The 14,844-nt window shown below is 53.8% G+C and carries 19 protein-coding genes and 2 pseudogenes; 16 read left to right on the top strand and 5 right to left on the bottom strand.

Annotation, left to right across the window (positions count from 1 at the left end):
• Nucleotides 1–33: 33 nt before the first annotated feature.
• The 6 genes from K0F75_RS08400 to K0F75_RS08375 all read left to right on the top strand — a co-directional run bounded on the left by K0F75_RS08400 (nucleotide 34) and on the right by K0F75_RS08375 (nucleotide 3,823).
• Nucleotides 34–393: a hypothetical protein gene (locus K0F75_RS08400; RefSeq protein WP_219061418.1), complete on the top strand. Its 360-nt coding sequence runs from the start codon at nucleotides 34–36 to the stop codon at nucleotides 391–393.
• Between the two features lie 92 nt (nucleotides 394–485).
• Nucleotides 486–641, top strand: coding sequence for a hypothetical protein (locus K0F75_RS08395; RefSeq protein ID WP_219061417.1), 156 nt, complete (start codon nucleotides 486–488; stop codon nucleotides 639–641).
• A 102-nt stretch (nucleotides 642–743) separates the two neighbouring features.
• The gene (locus K0F75_RS08390; protein ID WP_219061416.1) at nucleotides 744–986 is read left to right on the top strand and encodes a hypothetical protein; all 243 of its coding nucleotides are present in this window, start codon (nucleotides 744–746) and stop codon (nucleotides 984–986) included.
• Nucleotides 987–1,129: 143 nt separating this feature from the next.
• Nucleotides 1,130–1,360: a hypothetical protein gene (locus tag K0F75_RS08385; protein WP_219061415.1), complete on the top strand. Its 231-nt coding sequence runs from the start codon at nucleotides 1,130–1,132 to the stop codon at nucleotides 1,358–1,360.
• A 193-nt stretch (nucleotides 1,361–1,553) separates the two neighbouring features.
• Nucleotides 1,554–3,365 (top strand): WD40 repeat domain-containing protein, encoded by a 1,812-nt coding sequence (locus K0F75_RS08380; RefSeq protein WP_219061414.1) that lies wholly within the window; start codon nucleotides 1,554–1,556, stop codon nucleotides 3,363–3,365.
• Entirely contained in the window at nucleotides 3,362–3,823 is a 462-nt protein-coding gene (locus tag K0F75_RS08375; protein WP_219061413.1) for a hypothetical protein, read from the top strand. The genes K0F75_RS08380 and K0F75_RS08375 overlap by 4 nt, the downstream gene beginning before the upstream one ends.
• Nucleotides 3,824–3,842: 19 nt before the next feature.
• Here K0F75_RS08375 and K0F75_RS08370 read toward each other — a convergent pair whose 3' ends face one another.
• Together K0F75_RS08370 and K0F75_RS08365 are read right to left on the bottom strand one after the other, a co-directional pair.
• The gene (locus K0F75_RS08370) at nucleotides 3,843–4,457 is read right to left on the bottom strand and encodes a hypothetical protein (RefSeq protein ID WP_219061412.1); all 615 of its coding nucleotides are present in this window, start codon (nucleotides 4,455–4,457) and stop codon (nucleotides 3,843–3,845) included.
• A gap of 562 nt (nucleotides 4,458–5,019) precedes the next feature.
• The gene (locus tag K0F75_RS08365; protein WP_219061411.1) at nucleotides 5,020–5,340 is read right to left on the bottom strand and encodes a YceK/YidQ family lipoprotein; all 321 of its coding nucleotides are present in this window, start codon (nucleotides 5,338–5,340) and stop codon (nucleotides 5,020–5,022) included.
• Between the two features lie 88 nt (nucleotides 5,341–5,428).
• Here K0F75_RS08365 and K0F75_RS08360 point away from each other — a divergent pair, with 88 nt between their 5' ends.
• From K0F75_RS08360 to K0F75_RS08315, 10 genes are all read left to right on the top strand, one after another.
• Nucleotides 5,429–5,869 carry a structural protein P5 gene (locus K0F75_RS08360; protein ID WP_219061410.1) on the top strand — a complete coding sequence of 147 codons (441 nt, stop codon included), beginning with the start codon at nucleotides 5,429–5,431 and terminating at the stop codon, nucleotides 5,867–5,869.
• The gene (locus tag K0F75_RS08355; protein ID WP_219061409.1) at nucleotides 5,866–6,060 is read left to right on the top strand and encodes a hypothetical protein; all 195 of its coding nucleotides are present in this window, start codon (nucleotides 5,866–5,868) and stop codon (nucleotides 6,058–6,060) included. Before K0F75_RS08360 ends, K0F75_RS08355 begins: the two co-directional genes overlap by 4 nt.
• The gene (locus K0F75_RS08350; protein ID WP_219061408.1) at nucleotides 6,053–6,517 is read left to right on the top strand and encodes a DUF1353 domain-containing protein; all 465 of its coding nucleotides are present in this window, start codon (nucleotides 6,053–6,055) and stop codon (nucleotides 6,515–6,517) included. The genes K0F75_RS08355 and K0F75_RS08350 overlap by 8 nt, the downstream gene beginning before the upstream one ends.
• A 249-nt stretch (nucleotides 6,518–6,766) precedes the next feature.
• The gene (locus K0F75_RS08345) at nucleotides 6,767–7,213 is read left to right on the top strand and encodes a sulfotransferase (RefSeq protein ID WP_219061407.1); all 447 of its coding nucleotides are present in this window, start codon (nucleotides 6,767–6,769) and stop codon (nucleotides 7,211–7,213) included.
• A gap of 10 nt (nucleotides 7,214–7,223) precedes the next feature.
• Nucleotides 7,224–7,949 carry an SDR family NAD(P)-dependent oxidoreductase gene (locus K0F75_RS08340; protein ID WP_219061406.1) on the top strand — a complete coding sequence of 242 codons (726 nt, stop codon included), beginning with the start codon at nucleotides 7,224–7,226 and terminating at the stop codon, nucleotides 7,947–7,949.
• A 27-nt stretch (nucleotides 7,950–7,976) separates the two neighbouring features.
• The gene (locus K0F75_RS08335; RefSeq protein WP_219061405.1) at nucleotides 7,977–9,101 is read left to right on the top strand and encodes a hypothetical protein; all 1,125 of its coding nucleotides are present in this window, start codon (nucleotides 7,977–7,979) and stop codon (nucleotides 9,099–9,101) included.
• Between the two features lie 25 nt (nucleotides 9,102–9,126).
• On the top strand, nucleotides 9,127–9,942 hold the full coding sequence (locus K0F75_RS08330) for a bifunctional 2-polyprenyl-6-hydroxyphenol methylase/3-demethylubiquinol 3-O-methyltransferase UbiG (protein WP_219061404.1): 816 nt from the start codon (nucleotides 9,127–9,129) through the stop codon (nucleotides 9,940–9,942).
• A gap of 47 nt (nucleotides 9,943–9,989) precedes the next feature.
• Nucleotides 9,990–11,198 (top strand): nitrate/nitrite transporter, encoded by a 1,209-nt coding sequence (locus tag K0F75_RS08325; RefSeq protein WP_219061403.1) that lies wholly within the window; start codon nucleotides 9,990–9,992, stop codon nucleotides 11,196–11,198.
• Between the two features lie 42 nt (nucleotides 11,199–11,240).
• The gene (cysC, locus tag K0F75_RS08320; RefSeq protein WP_219061402.1) at nucleotides 11,241–11,852 is read left to right on the top strand and encodes an adenylyl-sulfate kinase; all 612 of its coding nucleotides are present in this window, start codon (nucleotides 11,241–11,243) and stop codon (nucleotides 11,850–11,852) included.
• 148 nt (nucleotides 11,853–12,000) lie between these two features.
• Complete coding sequence (locus K0F75_RS08315) at nucleotides 12,001–12,600, top strand: CGNR zinc finger domain-containing protein (protein ID WP_219061401.1); 600 nt, start codon at nucleotides 12,001–12,003, stop codon at nucleotides 12,598–12,600.
• A 49-nt stretch (nucleotides 12,601–12,649) separates the two neighbouring features.
• Here the strand turns inward: K0F75_RS08315 and K0F75_RS08310 are convergent, their stop codons facing one another.
• The 3 genes and pseudogenes from K0F75_RS08310 to K0F75_RS26190 form a co-directional block, all read right to left on the bottom strand.
• Entirely contained in the window at nucleotides 12,650–13,156 is a 507-nt protein-coding gene (locus tag K0F75_RS08310) for a DUF4142 domain-containing protein (protein ID WP_219061400.1), read from the bottom strand.
• A gap of 188 nt (nucleotides 13,157–13,344) precedes the next feature.
• Nucleotides 13,345–13,782 (bottom strand): annotated as a pseudogene (locus K0F75_RS26195) (methyl-accepting chemotaxis protein); the annotation flags it as partial.
• A 108-nt stretch (nucleotides 13,783–13,890) separates the two neighbouring features.
• Nucleotides 13,891–14,664: pseudogene (locus K0F75_RS26190) on the bottom strand (PAS domain-containing protein); the annotation flags it as partial.
• Between the last annotated feature and the right edge of the window lie 180 nt (nucleotides 14,665–14,844).

The raw sequence follows: 14,844 nt of genomic DNA, 5'->3' as shown, positions 1-14,844 counted from the left end.
GGCATAACCCCTATTTGATCAAGAGAGATACCCATGTCCAAGACTAATCACGGCGCCACCGACGTAACCGTAGGTGCTGAAATCTACTCCCTGGCTTTCACCCTCAAGGCCGTAAAACGCATCGAGCAGCGCTTCGGTGGTATCGCCCCCGCATTGCAAGAAGTGCAGAAGCTGCAACTGGGTGCAGCGGCTGCCGTCATTGCCGCTGGGGCCGGTCTGATGCTGAAACCCAAAGAGGTTGAGGCGCTGGAAGAGGAAATCTACGAAGCTGGTATTGGTGAAGTCACGCCGCCGCTGATTCAGTTCCTGATCGCGCTGCTGAACCCTGCCGCAAAAACTGCCGAAGACCTTGAAGCGGCTGCGGAAGAGACTGCGAAAAAGGGAAAAAAGTAACGCGACCCGGCAACGGCAGCTATGTCGACGAAGTGTTTGGCATAGCAACCGGTTGGCTAGGCTGGCCGCCTCGCGAAGCATGGGAGACCCCCGTGCCTGAAATTCTGATGGCTTGGGATGCCAAGGTGCATTTTCTCCAAATGACCAATCCGAACGGCTCACCCACTCCAACACCCTCGAAAGAGGCCGCCGCTAAAGAGGCACGAATGGGGTTCAGGGTGGCGGCGATGAGCAGGAAAATGGATTGAACGTCCTTTGAACGATATCCAAAGTAGGTCATGGGATGGAAATCCGGTCCTGCGTTGGGTTTTCCATTTAGGTCAATGAGCGAGCCCAGGCCTCTCTGCGCAATGAAGACATACATCATTGCGCACAATCTTTCCGCCGATCTCATGAAGGACGACAGAGATATCCTCGATTTCAAGATGAGTGCCTGGCGTACCTCGATAGTCGTCCGAGTCAAGGTCAAGGTGCACACCGATCTTCAAGTGCGGCAGCGGGCCGTCCGACTCAATGCTGGCGACCTGATGGTCTTCTCCAAGGATAAAAAGGTAGGTGTGCTTCATTCTGCTTCCATAGATAGTTTGCTTTGAGAGTCAAGCTACTATCACGGCCGGCCAGATGCCACTGTGCATTCGTACAGGCTCGGCTTTGTGGCACGAACACCACTAAATAGCTGACAAAATATTCGATAACGGCCGCCTTGAGCGGTTTTTTTACGCCTGGAGAAAAGCATATGGCAGGTCAAGACGTCCAGGGGATGCTGATCCGTATTGAGGCAACAACGGCACAGCTTCGCCAAGAAATGGACAAGGCCGATGCATCAGTCACCAAAGCTACCGGGCGAATTGATGACCAGTTGGGCAAGGTAGATTCTGCGTTTGACCGTGTCGGCAAGAGCGCTGAATCCGCTGCCAATATTTTAAAAGGCGCCTTGGCTACAGCAAGAAAGGCAGCTTCACCATGATGACCACGCTCGGCAGCTTTAACCGGATATATCGCACCCTGGCTGCGCTCAGGGCTACGCCATGCGTGTATATCGGGACCGAAGAGGCTGGCTATGAGCCGCTCCTGATTTATGGATTTTTTAGCAGCTTCCATATCGAAATCCCATACCTCACCTATCACCTTTGCTCGCTAGAAATCGAGGGCCTTATCTAATGTCAGTCACTCCATTGCCTGTGCTTGACCGCACGGCAGCTACGTTTAAAACCGACACCGATATGTTCTTCGGAACGCAGTTGCCGACGTTCTCGGTTGAGATGAACGCCGTTATCTCGTCGGTAGCTTCCAGCGCTGCGGCGGCAGATTCATCGAAGGTAGCCGCTGCTGCAAGCGAAGCCACTGCGACCACAAAAGCCGCAACAGCGACTACACAGGCCGGTACGGCGACGACCAAGGCGGCTGAGGCGGCGACCAGCGCGTCTACCGCAGCTACGCAAGCCACAAACGCCACGACTAAAGCAACCGCAGCAGCATCCAGTGCAACGACAGCCTCTACCCAGGCCACAAACGCCACGACCAAAGCGGCTGAAGCTGCGTCCAGTGCTGCTGCGGCAGCAGCTTCGGCCGCCTCTATCTCAAGTGGACCCGTGACCAGCGTTAACTCAAAGACCGGCGTCGTCGTTCTGAGCAAGGGCGATATCGGGCTGAGTAATGCGGACAACACCAGTGACGCAAACAAGCCAGTATCAATTGCACAAGCAACGGCGATGGCTGCTATCGGGCAGTCTGTCGGCGATACATTGGTAACGGTCAGAACGCCTGACGCCACGTATATTCCTGCGGATGGTTCAGCCTATTTACAGTCAGCGTGGCCTGAGTTGTTCGCAGTAATTGGTGTAGTTAAAACAGAACCTGTTACCAAGCTGGCATCTCCCGCAATCCAGCCGACAGGAGCTTGCCGGGGGACAGCTTTCAGTGCCGACGGCGTATACCTGGCGGTCGCGCAGACCGCATCACCGTTTATTCTCATCTATAAGCGCTCCGGCGATGTATTGACTAAGTTGGCTGACCCCTCAACTCTACCGACCGGAGCGGGCCGGGGAGTTGCTTTCAGCGCCGACGGCGTATACATGACTGTTGCGCACGACATTACCCCTTTCGTTACGATCTATAAGCGCTCAGGAGACGTGTTTACAAAACTTACTAACCCAACAACTCTACCGACAGGTATAGGAACTGGGGTTGCTTTTAGTACTGATGGTGTATACATGACTGTTGCGCACGACATTACCCCCTTCGTTACGATCTATAAGCGCTCAGGAGACGTGTTTACAAAGCTTACTAACCCAACAACTCTACCGACAGGTATAGGAGCTGGGGTTGCTTTTAGTACTGATGGAATTTATATGTCCGTTGTGCATATTGCTTCCCCATTCGTTACGATCTACAAACGGGCGGGCGATGTGTTTACAAAGCTTGCTAACCCTGCAAATCTACCAGGTGCAAGCAGCAGAGCATACGGTGTTGCTTTTAGTGCCGATGGCGCTTATATGACTGTTGTGTATGATAATACGCCATTTGTTACGACCTATAAGCGCTCAGGAGATGTGTTTACAAAGTTGACTGACCCTGTAACCTTGCCAAGCGGGGCAGGCTATAGCGTTGCTTTCAGTGCCGATGGAGTTTATATGGTAGTTGGGACGCTGACCGCTCCCGGCATTAATACCTATAAGCGTTCTGGCGACGTATTTTTAAAAATGTCAGACCCACTAACTCTGCCTGGCTCAGGTTTTGGGGTGGCTTTCTACCAAAGCGGGGTATCCTACATGGGGAATTTTATTGCACTCGTTTCTGATACCACCCCATTTGTAAATATTTACCGAGATGGATATCCGTTTGACCCCGTTACGCAATTTCAAGTCCCATTACCTGCGGCTGTTAACGGGAGTACACCGCAGGCTAATATCACCACGGCATACCCAATGGTACAACTTAAACCATATATCAAAGCGAAGGCGATCCTGTGAATATTTACCAGCTTGATGTGAATGGGTATTGGACGGGCGCAGTAGTTCCAATCGATGAAAATCAAGGCGCCCCAATCGGCTGGGTGCTTTCAGATCCCCCCGTTCTCGGCCTGGGTGAATTTGCACTGTGGACGGGGCGGTGGTCGGTGGTGCCAAAACCCGCGCCACACGCCCGAACTGCTGATGAAATCTCTAAGACCTACGAACTAGCCGTGCAGGCCAAGCTCGACGCCGCCGCAGTCGCAGCCCGTTACGACAGCATTGCCACAGCGGTGAGCTATGCCAACGAGCCAGCGGTGCCGAAGTTCCAGAAAGACGGCATTGCCTTCCGCGCGTGGCGTTCGCTGGTCTGGGCCTATGCCTATGAGCAGCTGGCCCTGGTACTGGCCGGTGGGCGTGAGCAGCCGACGGTAGAAGCGTTACTGAGTGAGCTTCCGGTATTAGAATTGCCAGTTTGATCTATAAGCAAAAACTTACTTAAGCTTGATTTATATACTCGGCCATCGCGATTTTATCAGCTTTGCGCCTACCCGCTTCTAGAAAGGAATAAAATTCAGGGCTGCGCCATAACTGATCAAGTTTCAACTGCATCTCATTCAGCGCCAGTCGAGGGATGTCGGTGCAGTCATGCTCTATCTGATAGGCGTGGTACATAACGGTAAGCATTTTTTCATGAAGTTTGTCCATGCCTTGGCCGCTGGACACGCGCCTGTAAGTAGAAAGAAAGAAAGTCTCACCACGACCACTTCCTGCGCTTGTGACATAAGCTACAGCGCACAACCCGATACCGCTTCTCTTTCGCCAGTGTATAGCTGCTCTGCTGCTCAGTGTCAGCACTTCGTCGCTAAGCTGGGCGTATCCGCTGTGTATAAGATGGATTATGGCCGCATCCAGTGCCCGTTGAGTGCCTTCAAATCGGTTATCTGTAAACCTGGCGTACACCACCAACCGCTTATCCTTTATGACACGGCTAATCCATGCGCGGCTTCTCGAGTCGCGAGCGATCCCGCGTGGAACCTTGTAGGTGACATCATCGACGGCCTTGTCGTAACACCTTAGAGCCGAAATATCAGCTACTGAAGGGGTATTCATTTTTATGATCGATTGGGATAGATGAGAGAATTAAGTTTATACCAAAATATTGGTGCCGATATGACCAGCAATACTAAAAAGCTTCTAAAACGGAAGCTCTGTGAGAAAACTGTAATAATTGGAACCGCAGTTTCCTTTTTGATTTTCTCGACAACTACAGAGTCGTTTATCTACGATCCGCCGCTTTGAGCGGTTTTTTTCGTATGGAGACTGAAAGGACGAAGCCCCGGCGGACTGTGATCGCCAGGGCTTCTGTTTTCTCTGATAGGGATTAGCTGAGAGAACGTGGCGCGAAGCCTAACAGGGGGAAGCTCAAAAGCAAAACCCCGACGGTTCGCAATCGTCAGGGCTTCTATTTTCCCCTGCATCCCTTAACGCATGGAGAACGTAGCCGAATCCTATCAGCGGAACCTCTGTCCGCCAACCTGACTTCTATCGACTACAAATTTCAGCTACCCCGGCCGCTTCGATCGGATTTTTTCGTCTGAAATTACACCAAAATCCCGATAAGTTCGGGGGTTCCTTCGTCTGAAAAAGGCAAGTGGAGCGGCTGGTTCCTGACTCAATATTGCTTCCGACGAACTGGGATATCCCCTTTCTGGTACTGCAGGTAGCCCGTGTATGGGAGGACGATGGTATCGGCAATGCCGGAGATAATAAGGTCCAGGCCGATTGTCGGTGCAGACCAGTGGGCCCCGGATCGCTGGGGGCTGTTCAAATTACAGAACTGGTAGGCCGCGCCGCTGTAAGCGTGGGGTATTGAATTACAGTTCGATTGCCAGCGCGCCAGATCATCGGCAGCGCCTCTCTCGTCATTCAAAGTTTTAACCGTGCCGCAACCCGAAAGTACTGCGATGGCACAGCCTGCAATCCATAGCTTCATACGTGTTTTCCTATAGTTGATCCCCGAATCATAACTCGCAATTCGAATAGCCCGCCAAGCGCGGGCTTTTTTTCGTCTGGAGAAAAGCATGACCGCACGCGGACTTCGCAACAACAACCCAGGAAACATAGATTACAACCCACGCAATGACTGGCAGGGCCAATTACCGTCAGATCCAGCCATAGAGAAGCGCTTCGCTCGTTTCGATTCGCCTGAGAACGGCATTCGCGCTCTGGCCAAGTTACTTATCAACTATCGCGGCAAGGACGGTATGCCCGGTATCGGCCTTAAGGGCATCGACACCGTGCGCGAGACGATCAATCGCTGGGCGCCCTCCGTGGAGAACGAGACCGAGGCGTACATCAAGGCCGTTTCCGTCGCGGCCGGTGTACTGTCAAACGAGCAGATCGATATTCGGGACAGGCGCATTTTGCTGGGTGTCGTGACGGCGATTATCAAGCATGAGAACGGCAGCATGCCTTACGCGCCGGCTGTTGTTGCTGAAGGCGTGCGGAGGGCACTGGCATGAAGCTAATCCTGATCGCCTGCCTGCTCACTCTATCCGGTTGCACCGTCGTGTCCGCCACCAGTTCAGCCGTGGATGCTTACTGCGCGATCCCTAACCCTGCGCGATATGCCAATCGCATTCTGGTCAATGCCACCATTGCGCCGAACTCGGTCGCCATTACCTGCGCCGACGAGGTGGTCGCTCATGACTAAAGGTCAATTCCTCGACCCGCTGATCTTACGCGCCTACGCCAAAGGGGAATGGGTACTGATGACCGACTTCCGGTATCAGTCCATCGACGGCACCATTTACACCGCACCCAAGTGGTTTGTGACTGATCTGGCATCGACTCCATGGATTGTCACGCCGCTGCTGATGGGCATCGAAGATCGGGCCTGCGGCGTCATTCACGACCTCCTGTATTGCCAGAATGAAGTACCCCGTGAAGTCTGCGATGCCTTGTTCTTCGAAATGCTGCTGGCCATGGATGCCGATAAGCGCCGCGCCGGCCTGATGTATGCCGGTCTGCGGGTTGGTGGTGGCAGTCGGTACAAGGCCTGCTCTGGAGGCATGAAGGTTGAGGATCTGGCCTTTGAGCTGATGCCAGATAACGACAGGGCCTATTGGACGGGGCGGCTTTCTGTGACGCATGAGGCGGTGGCGGTATAAAGGTGAGGGGGTTGTGTTCGGCCGGCAGGACGCCGGGGATTGGATTCTCTGCTGGAAAGTCTTCCCCAAAACGCAACCGTAAGTAATTGATTTTATTGAGCGAGAAAGACATCAAAAATGCCGGATTATAATCGGTCATTTCGTATCTAATTAACTGATTTATATGAAGAAACCATAGATTTCTTCCGTGTCCTCCATAAGGACATGTGCTACCACTGCCTCAGCGAGCTCAAGGCAGACCGGGAGTTTTTGATCGAGCAAGAGAACATATTCATTATTCGTGAGCCGGGTCGTTCCATCCTTTCGCATTTCGCTATTTTTCCCGAGATGCCCCTCAGTGCCATTGGGCATAAAGCCCTTTATGAAGTGTTCTGTGAGGTGACCAGACTCACCGGAAAAATCCCCTACGTTATCAATGCCGATGACTTGGCCCGCAACCCCGAGGCGACAGTGCGCCGGTTATGCGAGCACCTGAAGATCGAGTATTTGCCTCAGGCCCTTAACTGGAATAAGGCCTGCCCGCCGCAATGGCTACCGTGGAGGCGCTGGCATGAAGACGCGGAAAACAGCACGGGGATAACCGCAACCCTGGCCTCGGCCTTTGATGCTGACGCGCTAAAACGTATCCCTCGATTAATGGCTTATTACGACTATCACCGGCCCTTTTATGAACGCATGAATCAGTTCACCCACTGAGGTAATCCTGATGAAAAAGGTAGTGATCACCGGTGCCGCCAACGGCATTGGCAAAGCGACGGTCAAGGCATGCATTACCGAAGGGTTCTATGTGATTGCCGCAGACAAGGACCGCGTCGGGCTTGAATGCCTGGCCGCGGAAGTCGGGTGTGAACAGTTGGAGATTCAGTTCGCGGATTTTTCCGATTTTTCCACAATCAAGTCGTTCATTCCTGGGCTGTATGAGAAACACGACTCGCTGTACGCACTGGTCAATAACGCCGGTGTTTATCACGGCAAAAGTGTTTATCGCTATACCGATAAAGAAATCGACGAAATCTGGACCGTTAACCTTAAAGCCCTGGTGTACCTGTCCAAAGACTTTGCAGAAGGGGAAATGGAATCCAAAGCATTTCGCAGCATCGTCAATATCACCTCGGTGGCGGGAGAGGTCGGCAGTTGTGATGCGTTGTACGGCGCCACCAAAGCAGGGGTGATTGGCTTGACCAAAGCCAACGCCTGGAACTTCGCCCCTTACATCCGGGTGAATGCCGTCTCGCCGGCCCTGGTTCGCGAGACCGCAATTCACGCCATGATTCCCGATTACCGACGAGAAGAGTACGAGCGCCAAGAGGTGATTAAAGACCCGATCACTCCCGCTGGCGTGGCCGATGTGATCGTTTTTTTGCTATCGGAAAAGAGCAGGCACCTGACCGGGAAAATCGTTGCAGTGGATAACGGCGCCTACCCCCGATAGCGAATAGAAAAACAACAGGAGACGGCCATGCACAGGAAAAAATTACTCATCGTCGGGGGTGGCAATCTATGTCTGCAGATCCTGCAGATACTGGCCCCGCGTGACACGTTTCACTTTTACGTTGCTAGCCGAAACCTAGAGAAAACCACGGGGTTGTGCAACCTGATACGTCTCGGGGCATTGCAACTCGGCGTGGTCAGTTCGATTACCCCCATCGAGATGGAACTGAGCGATATCCCCAGAACGGCCGCATCCATCGCTCGGATCAGGCCCGATATCATCGTCAACTGCGCGACCTTGCAGTCCTGGCGAATCATCACCGAGCTGCCCACGCCTTTTTTTGTTGCTCTGGATCAAGCGCAGTTTGGCCCCTGGCTACCGATGCACCTCGTGCCCGCTTACGACCTGATGCGCGCAGTGAAGCAATCCGGTGTCAGGTCAGTGACCATCAATGCTGCGTTTCCCGATACCGTCAACGTCGTGCTGGACAAGGTCGGCATGGCACCTGATGTCGGTATCGGCAATGTAGCCAATCTTGTCCCGGCGATACGTTCAGCGATCGCCAAACTCGACGAGTGCACCCCGGATCAGGTCCAGGTCAAACTTATCGCACAACATTACTTCAGCCATTTCGTCCCCCGCGGCGGGTTACCGAGTGAGGCTAACTACAGGTTGTCCTACAGCATCAAGGGGGCCGATCAGACGGGAAAATTTCAGGATGCCGAAATTTTTCGGTGTGTCCGTACGGATTTTCGGCGCTTGGGAGGGGTGGCGGGACAGTTCCTGACCGCCGCGTCGGCAGTCACAGTGATTAGCAATATTCTCTCCCCGGAAGAAGTGGAAGCCCACGCCCCCGGCCCGCACGGTCTGCCGGGTGGGTATCCGGTAAAAATTGGCCAGGGTCGGGTGCTGCTTTCATTGCCCCGTGGCGTGTCGCGGGCTGATGCCATTGCCATCAACCAATGCTGTCAACGCCAGGACGGTATCCACTCGATAGACGCCGACGCCAGTGTGACGTTCGAGTCGGAGCAGATGGCCGTTATGGAGACGCTGTTGGGTTTTTCCATGCCCAAAATGAAACTTCACGATGCACGCCAGTGGTCCGTCGAACTGGCACACAAATACAAAGCCTACGCGGATAGCGCCTGGTAACCCCCCTCTTGAAAGGAATCAAGCCATGTCCACGTTTACCGTGACAGATGATGCTGCCGGCACTAACGCTGCCGAAGCCAAAGCAGGTTCCGGCGCCTATCCCGACGCCGATTATGCTCATCAATACGACGATGACTTTGTCAGTCGTTGGGACGAGTTGATCGATTGGCAAAAGCGATCCGAAGGCGAGGGCACTTTTTTCATCGATCTGCTGCGCAAGGCGGGCGCTTTCAAGGTGTTGGATGTCTCCACCGGCAGCGGTTTTCACGCAGTGCAGTTGCGCAAGGCGGGGTTTCATGTGGTGGCCTGTGACGGCAGCCCGACGATGGTCAAGCGCGCTGAAGTCAATTTTCGTCGGCATGGTTTGAGTATTCCCATCCGCCAATCCGATTGGCTGGAGCTGGACAGTCAGGCCCTGGGTAAATTCGATGCGGTGGTCTGTCTGGGGAGCTCGCTGTGTCACGTGTTCGATGAAAAGGCGCGACATCAGGTGCTCCAGCGTTTCAGAAGTCTATTGAATCCGGGTGGTTTGCTGATCATTGATCAGCGCAACTTTCAGGCGATACGGGCCGGTAAATTCAAGGCGTCCGGTCGGTATTACTACTGCGGTAAAACCGCTCATGTGAGCATCGGTGAGGTGAGCGACCATGTCTGCGAGTTTGTGTACACCTTCAGTGATAGCGCCACTTTCCGATTACGGGTGTACCCCATTCTTCCCCAACAACTAAGCGATGAAATAGAGCAGGCCACGTTCAGTCGTCCCCGATCCTACGGCGATTTCAAACCGATTTACGATGCCATGAACAGTGACTTCATTGTTCATACGGCCATCGCGCTGTAACAGGTATTCAATCGTCGGCAGAACATCAACGTCGAAAGGAAAGTTCAATGACAACTTACGCGATAGGTGCGCGGGCTCCGGGCGTTAATGGGGTTGTTCTGGCAATCGTGCTGACAGGTTTTGTCGCCAGCACCTATGGTTTTGGCGTGTACCTGTTCGCCAGCCTGGTGGTTGATATGCGCCGTGATCTGGGTTTCGGCTATACCGCCGTGGGCCTGATAACCGGGGGCGCGCAGTTAGGGTTTTTGAGCTTTTCGGTTCTGACCAGCTACCTCGGGAGATTTTTTCAGGGGTGGAAAATAAGCCTCTATTCGACCCTTGTCACAGCCCTGTCGCTATTGGGTTTGGCCGTTAGCAACAACATCTGGTTGTCGGGTGCATTGTTGATACTGCTCGGCGGCTGTTCAGCATCGGCCTATATCCCGCTGGCAGAGATCGTGACCAAAAGCTTCGCGGCGAACAAGCGCGCACGCGTCATGGGGTTGATTTCCAGTGGTACCAGTTACGGGGTGTTCATCAATGGTTTGTTGGTCAGCTCACTCACCTTGCTGGGTGGTTGGCGAAATATCTGGCTGACTGCCGGTCTGGTGTCCTTGGCATTATGCGTCCTGGCTTACTTTTTACTGCGCAACACGCCGTCACCGGCCATCCCGACGAGCGAGCAATCGGTTGTCGAGCAGGGCGATCAGAAATGGCTGAGCGGCCCCCTCTATATGATGTGGCTGGTGGCTTTTCTCAATGGCCTGACTCTGCTGCCCTTTCAAACCTACCTGGCCCCGTTCATGCGCGAGGAGCTCGGCCTCTCCGCCTCCACCGCAGGGCTGGTCTGGTCGACCATTGGAGCGGTGGGTATGGCGGCCGGCTTTCTGGTGGGCTGGATCGCTGATCGAGTCGGCGCTCGTCTGGCGTTGATCCTGTGTTTCACCAGCGCCTGTGTGGCGAGCCTGTGCGTCTATCACTTTGACAGTGAGGGCTATTTTTATGTTGCCGGCTTTCTTTTTGCCCTGGCGTTCTATCCGGTTTTCGGCCTGGTGCCGACGTATATCGGCCAGATCGTGGGTGTCGGTCGTCTGACCCAAGCGTTCGGTATCGCCAATGTGCTGATTGGACTAGGCGGGGTGTGCGGCAACTTTCTGGGGGGAGTTTGCAAAGATGTACTGGGCTCGTTCGCCCCCCTTTACATGTTCATTTCGATATTACTGCTGGTGCAACTGGTGGTGGTCGCCATGCTGCCTGACGTGCGCCAAAACGACTGATCCATTACGAATGATTGACCTCTAAACCAGGGACGGTGCGTCATGAAAACTCAGTGCGTGGGCTCAACTTCGACCTTTAACTTTTTTTCCTCCACCGTTAGCGAGCCGGACATTACCGACTTCAAACAGGCCTCCGTTGTCGTGTGGTTAACCGGCTTGTCGGCTTCAGGGAAATCGACTATTGCGGGTGCGTTGTACAGCGTGCTCCAGTCTGCCGGTTGTCCCTCTTGCGTTCTCGACGGTGACTCGCTCAGGACCGGTCTGTGCAAAGATTTGGGATTTACCCTGGATGACCGCTTTGAGAATATTCGTCGTGTTGCCGAAGTTGCGGCACTCATGGTCAATGCGGGATTACTGGTTATTGTGGCGCTGATCTCACCGACCTCGGCCTCACGTCATCACGCTCGCTCGATCATTGGCAATGATCGATTCGTCGAAGTGTTTGTCGATGCGCCCTTGAGCGTGGTCGAGGCGCGAGACCCCAAAGGGCTGTATCGCAAAGCCAGGAGCGGACAGCTTCGTGACTTCACAGGGATTGACTCGCCTTATGAGGCGCCGGTATGCCCTGAACTGTATATACCGTCTGATTGTGTGACCGTCGAGGAGGCAGTGGATATCATCGTGTCATGGATGTGCACGCGTCTGCGGGGCTGATCGAGCCGTTCGGCATAACATTAGAACGCTCCGTCTAAAATAATGGGCAAGCCGTTATTCTCTGTCATTATTGTTTTTTTAATAGTGACAGGAGTTCGCCATGCCTCTTCGTCTCATGAGGATACAGTCGCTTCGCTTGGTGGGGGGTATGGCGGTGCTGGATTTTTTAAACACTTGCAATGGTCGCCGACCAGCAACGTCATTGAGCGAAGTTGCCGAAAGCTTGTTGACCCTGGAAGACATCATCTATTGGTTTCAACATGCGAACTTGATCAGTACGGCCGAACGCGACCATTTTCTGACATTGATGCCGGCTTCGTCTTATGAGCAGAACGGTGCTTATCAGCAGCTGATCGCGTTTCGCGAACAGCTGTATAAATTATTCTTCCCTATTGCCGAGGGGCAACGGATAACTCCCGCAGCCCTTGCTTCCCTCAATAAAGCCTTGGTGGATGCAGCGCCTTACCATCAATTGGAGTCAGTGGAGGGCGCTACGCTATGGGGGTGGTGTCGTAGCAATACGCTGGAAGAAATGATGGCAAGCCTGATCGGTCGCTTGGCGGTGCAGGCGGCTTCATTATTGACATCTCCGGAGTTGGCCCGGCTCAAACTCTGTTCAACCCACGCCTGCGACTGGCTGTTTCTCGACACCTCGAAAAATGGTCGTCGACGCTGGTGCCAGATGAGTATCTGCGGCAGTCGAGAGAAGGCGAAGAGGGCTTCGACCGCGCTTGACCCTGTTGAATAGGGCCACATGGCGTGCACGGTTTGGCTGTGAGGGGCACACCGGGTCTAGTTCACTGGTTGTATTTAGCCTGGAGCTGTTTCGCCATTTTCAGGTGCTCCTGCAACATGAGTAATGTCTCTTTGGCGAAGGCAGAGAGTGCAGGCGTCTGCGACGTCCTTATTTCATCTTCAAACAACTGGATAATGACCTCATGCGCCTTCACTTGGTTGTTGGCGTAGGCGTTGTCGAACGATGCGCCGCGGTATTGAAGAATCATGTTCTTGGCCCGATCCATCAGCTCGGTTTCGCGCGCCAGCGGTACCTTCAACGCTTTAGCGACGGTGGCCAGTCTCTGGTTGGCGTCGGTATGGTCCTTAATCATCTGTTGAGCAAAGTTTTTCACGTCCTCGGATTGGCTCTTTTCCAGCGCCAGTTGGCTGGTCTGGATTTCCGCCATGCTTTTGGCCGAGGCGTGGTCAACGAAGACCGCCGGGGAAGCTGCATAGGCAGGCACGCAGGCCATGCCGAGTAACAGCGCAAAACCGGTCGCTCGAAAGACAGAAGAAGAGAGCTTCATGCTTGAATACCTCAGACGGATAAACAACAAGGCTCAGAAAGGCTAAACGATCACGCTCTATGGATGCGTGCTGTGGCGAGGTCCTGGCGCCTCGCTAAGGATTGGAAGTCATGCGCTCGAAAAGGTTTAACGAATAAGATAAGCAACCGATGAGCGGGGCAGGTTAGCGGTGCTGAATCGCTCTTTTTTCAGCGCGCCACATCCTGATGAGCAAACATCCGCACGGCATCCACGGCGTGGCTTGTACCGTCGCTGATTTGCACAATGACCGCTCCAGCCTGATCGGCCAGTTCAACACCTTTGGCGGCGGTGGCCCGGGTATTGTTCATGCTGTCGATGGCCAGCTGTGTCTCACTCTGGATCACCTGAATCATGTCTGATATTTCTGCGGTGGAGCGACTGGTACGTCCTGCCAGTTGCCGGACTTCGTCGGCAACCACTGCGAAACCTCGCCCCTGATCCCCGGCCCGCGCGGCTTCAATGGCTGCGTTGAGGGCCAGTAAATTGGTTTGGTCGGCGATGCTGCGGATGGTATTAACGATGGCGCTGATCTGGTCCGAGCGTTCGCCCAGCTGGGTGATGATCCGGGAGGAGTCCTCGATGTTCAGGGATATCTGACGCATCTCAATGGCGGCCTGCTGAATCACTTGTGAGCCTTGCTCGGTAACTTTCTGTGTCTCGACCGAGATGTGAAACGCCTGCGCGGCGCTACGGGCATCCTGTTCATGTTGTTCGATGCGTGCGGTGATATCGGAGGCAAATTTGACCACCTTCCACAATTTGCCGCTGGCGTCATACACCGGGTTGTAACTGGCCTCCATCCAGAGGGTCTGGCCGCGCCTGCCAACCCGCTTGAATTGGCCACTGAAAAATTCACCGGTGTTCAAGCGTCGCCAGAAATCCGCGTACTCATCACTGTTGATCATTTCGGGCGGGCACAGCATTCGGTGATGCTTGCCTAGCAGTTCAGTCAGGGTGTAGCCCACCAGTTTCAGGAAGTTTCCATTGGCGGCGAGAACGCGTCCATCCAGATCGAACTCGATCACTGCCATGGCGCGATCGATGGCCTGAAGCTTGTTGCGTGCTTCAGCTTCCAATTGGACTTTCTGAGTGACGTCCAGGGCATATTTGACGACTTTCACCACCTTGCCCGTGGCGTCCTTGACCGGGTTATAACTGGCTTCGAGCCAGACCGGTTGCCCATCGCCTGCGACGCGGCGAAAGGTCGAGGACACAAAATCCCCCGCCCGCAGACGTGACCACAGCTGCGTGTATTCGTCGCTTTGACCGTATTCGTAAGTGCAGAACAATCGGTGTTCTTTACCGATCACACCCTCTCGTCGATAACGCAGGGTGCTGAGAAAATTGTCGTTGGCGCTGAGCACGATGCCGTTCAAGTCGAACTCGATGATCGCCATGGAGCGGTCGATGGCCTGCAGCAGACTGGCTTGCTGGGCAATGATTTGCTGCAAATCCTGTATAGCTTTTTTACGTGACGAAAATAGCATGCTGCACCTGGCTCAGGAAAAAAGGCATGAGTAAAAGCGCCTGGTCCGTAGCCAATGTGGCGAACAGAAGCCCTCTTACATGGGGTTATGCTAGAAGGCCATCATACGTATTTTGGTCTAAAAAGCTGTAACTAGTTGTACATAATTTTATTTTTGTACAACTTATATTCGTTTGAATTG

The sequence above is a fragment of the Pseudomonas sp. UMAB-08 genome, assembly GCF_900095225.1.
GTDB lineage: Bacteria > Pseudomonadota > Gammaproteobacteria > Pseudomonadales > Pseudomonadaceae > Aquipseudomonas.
The sequence above is the reverse complement of the archived record's forward strand: the minus strand, read 5'-3'. Positions and strand labels throughout refer to the sequence as shown.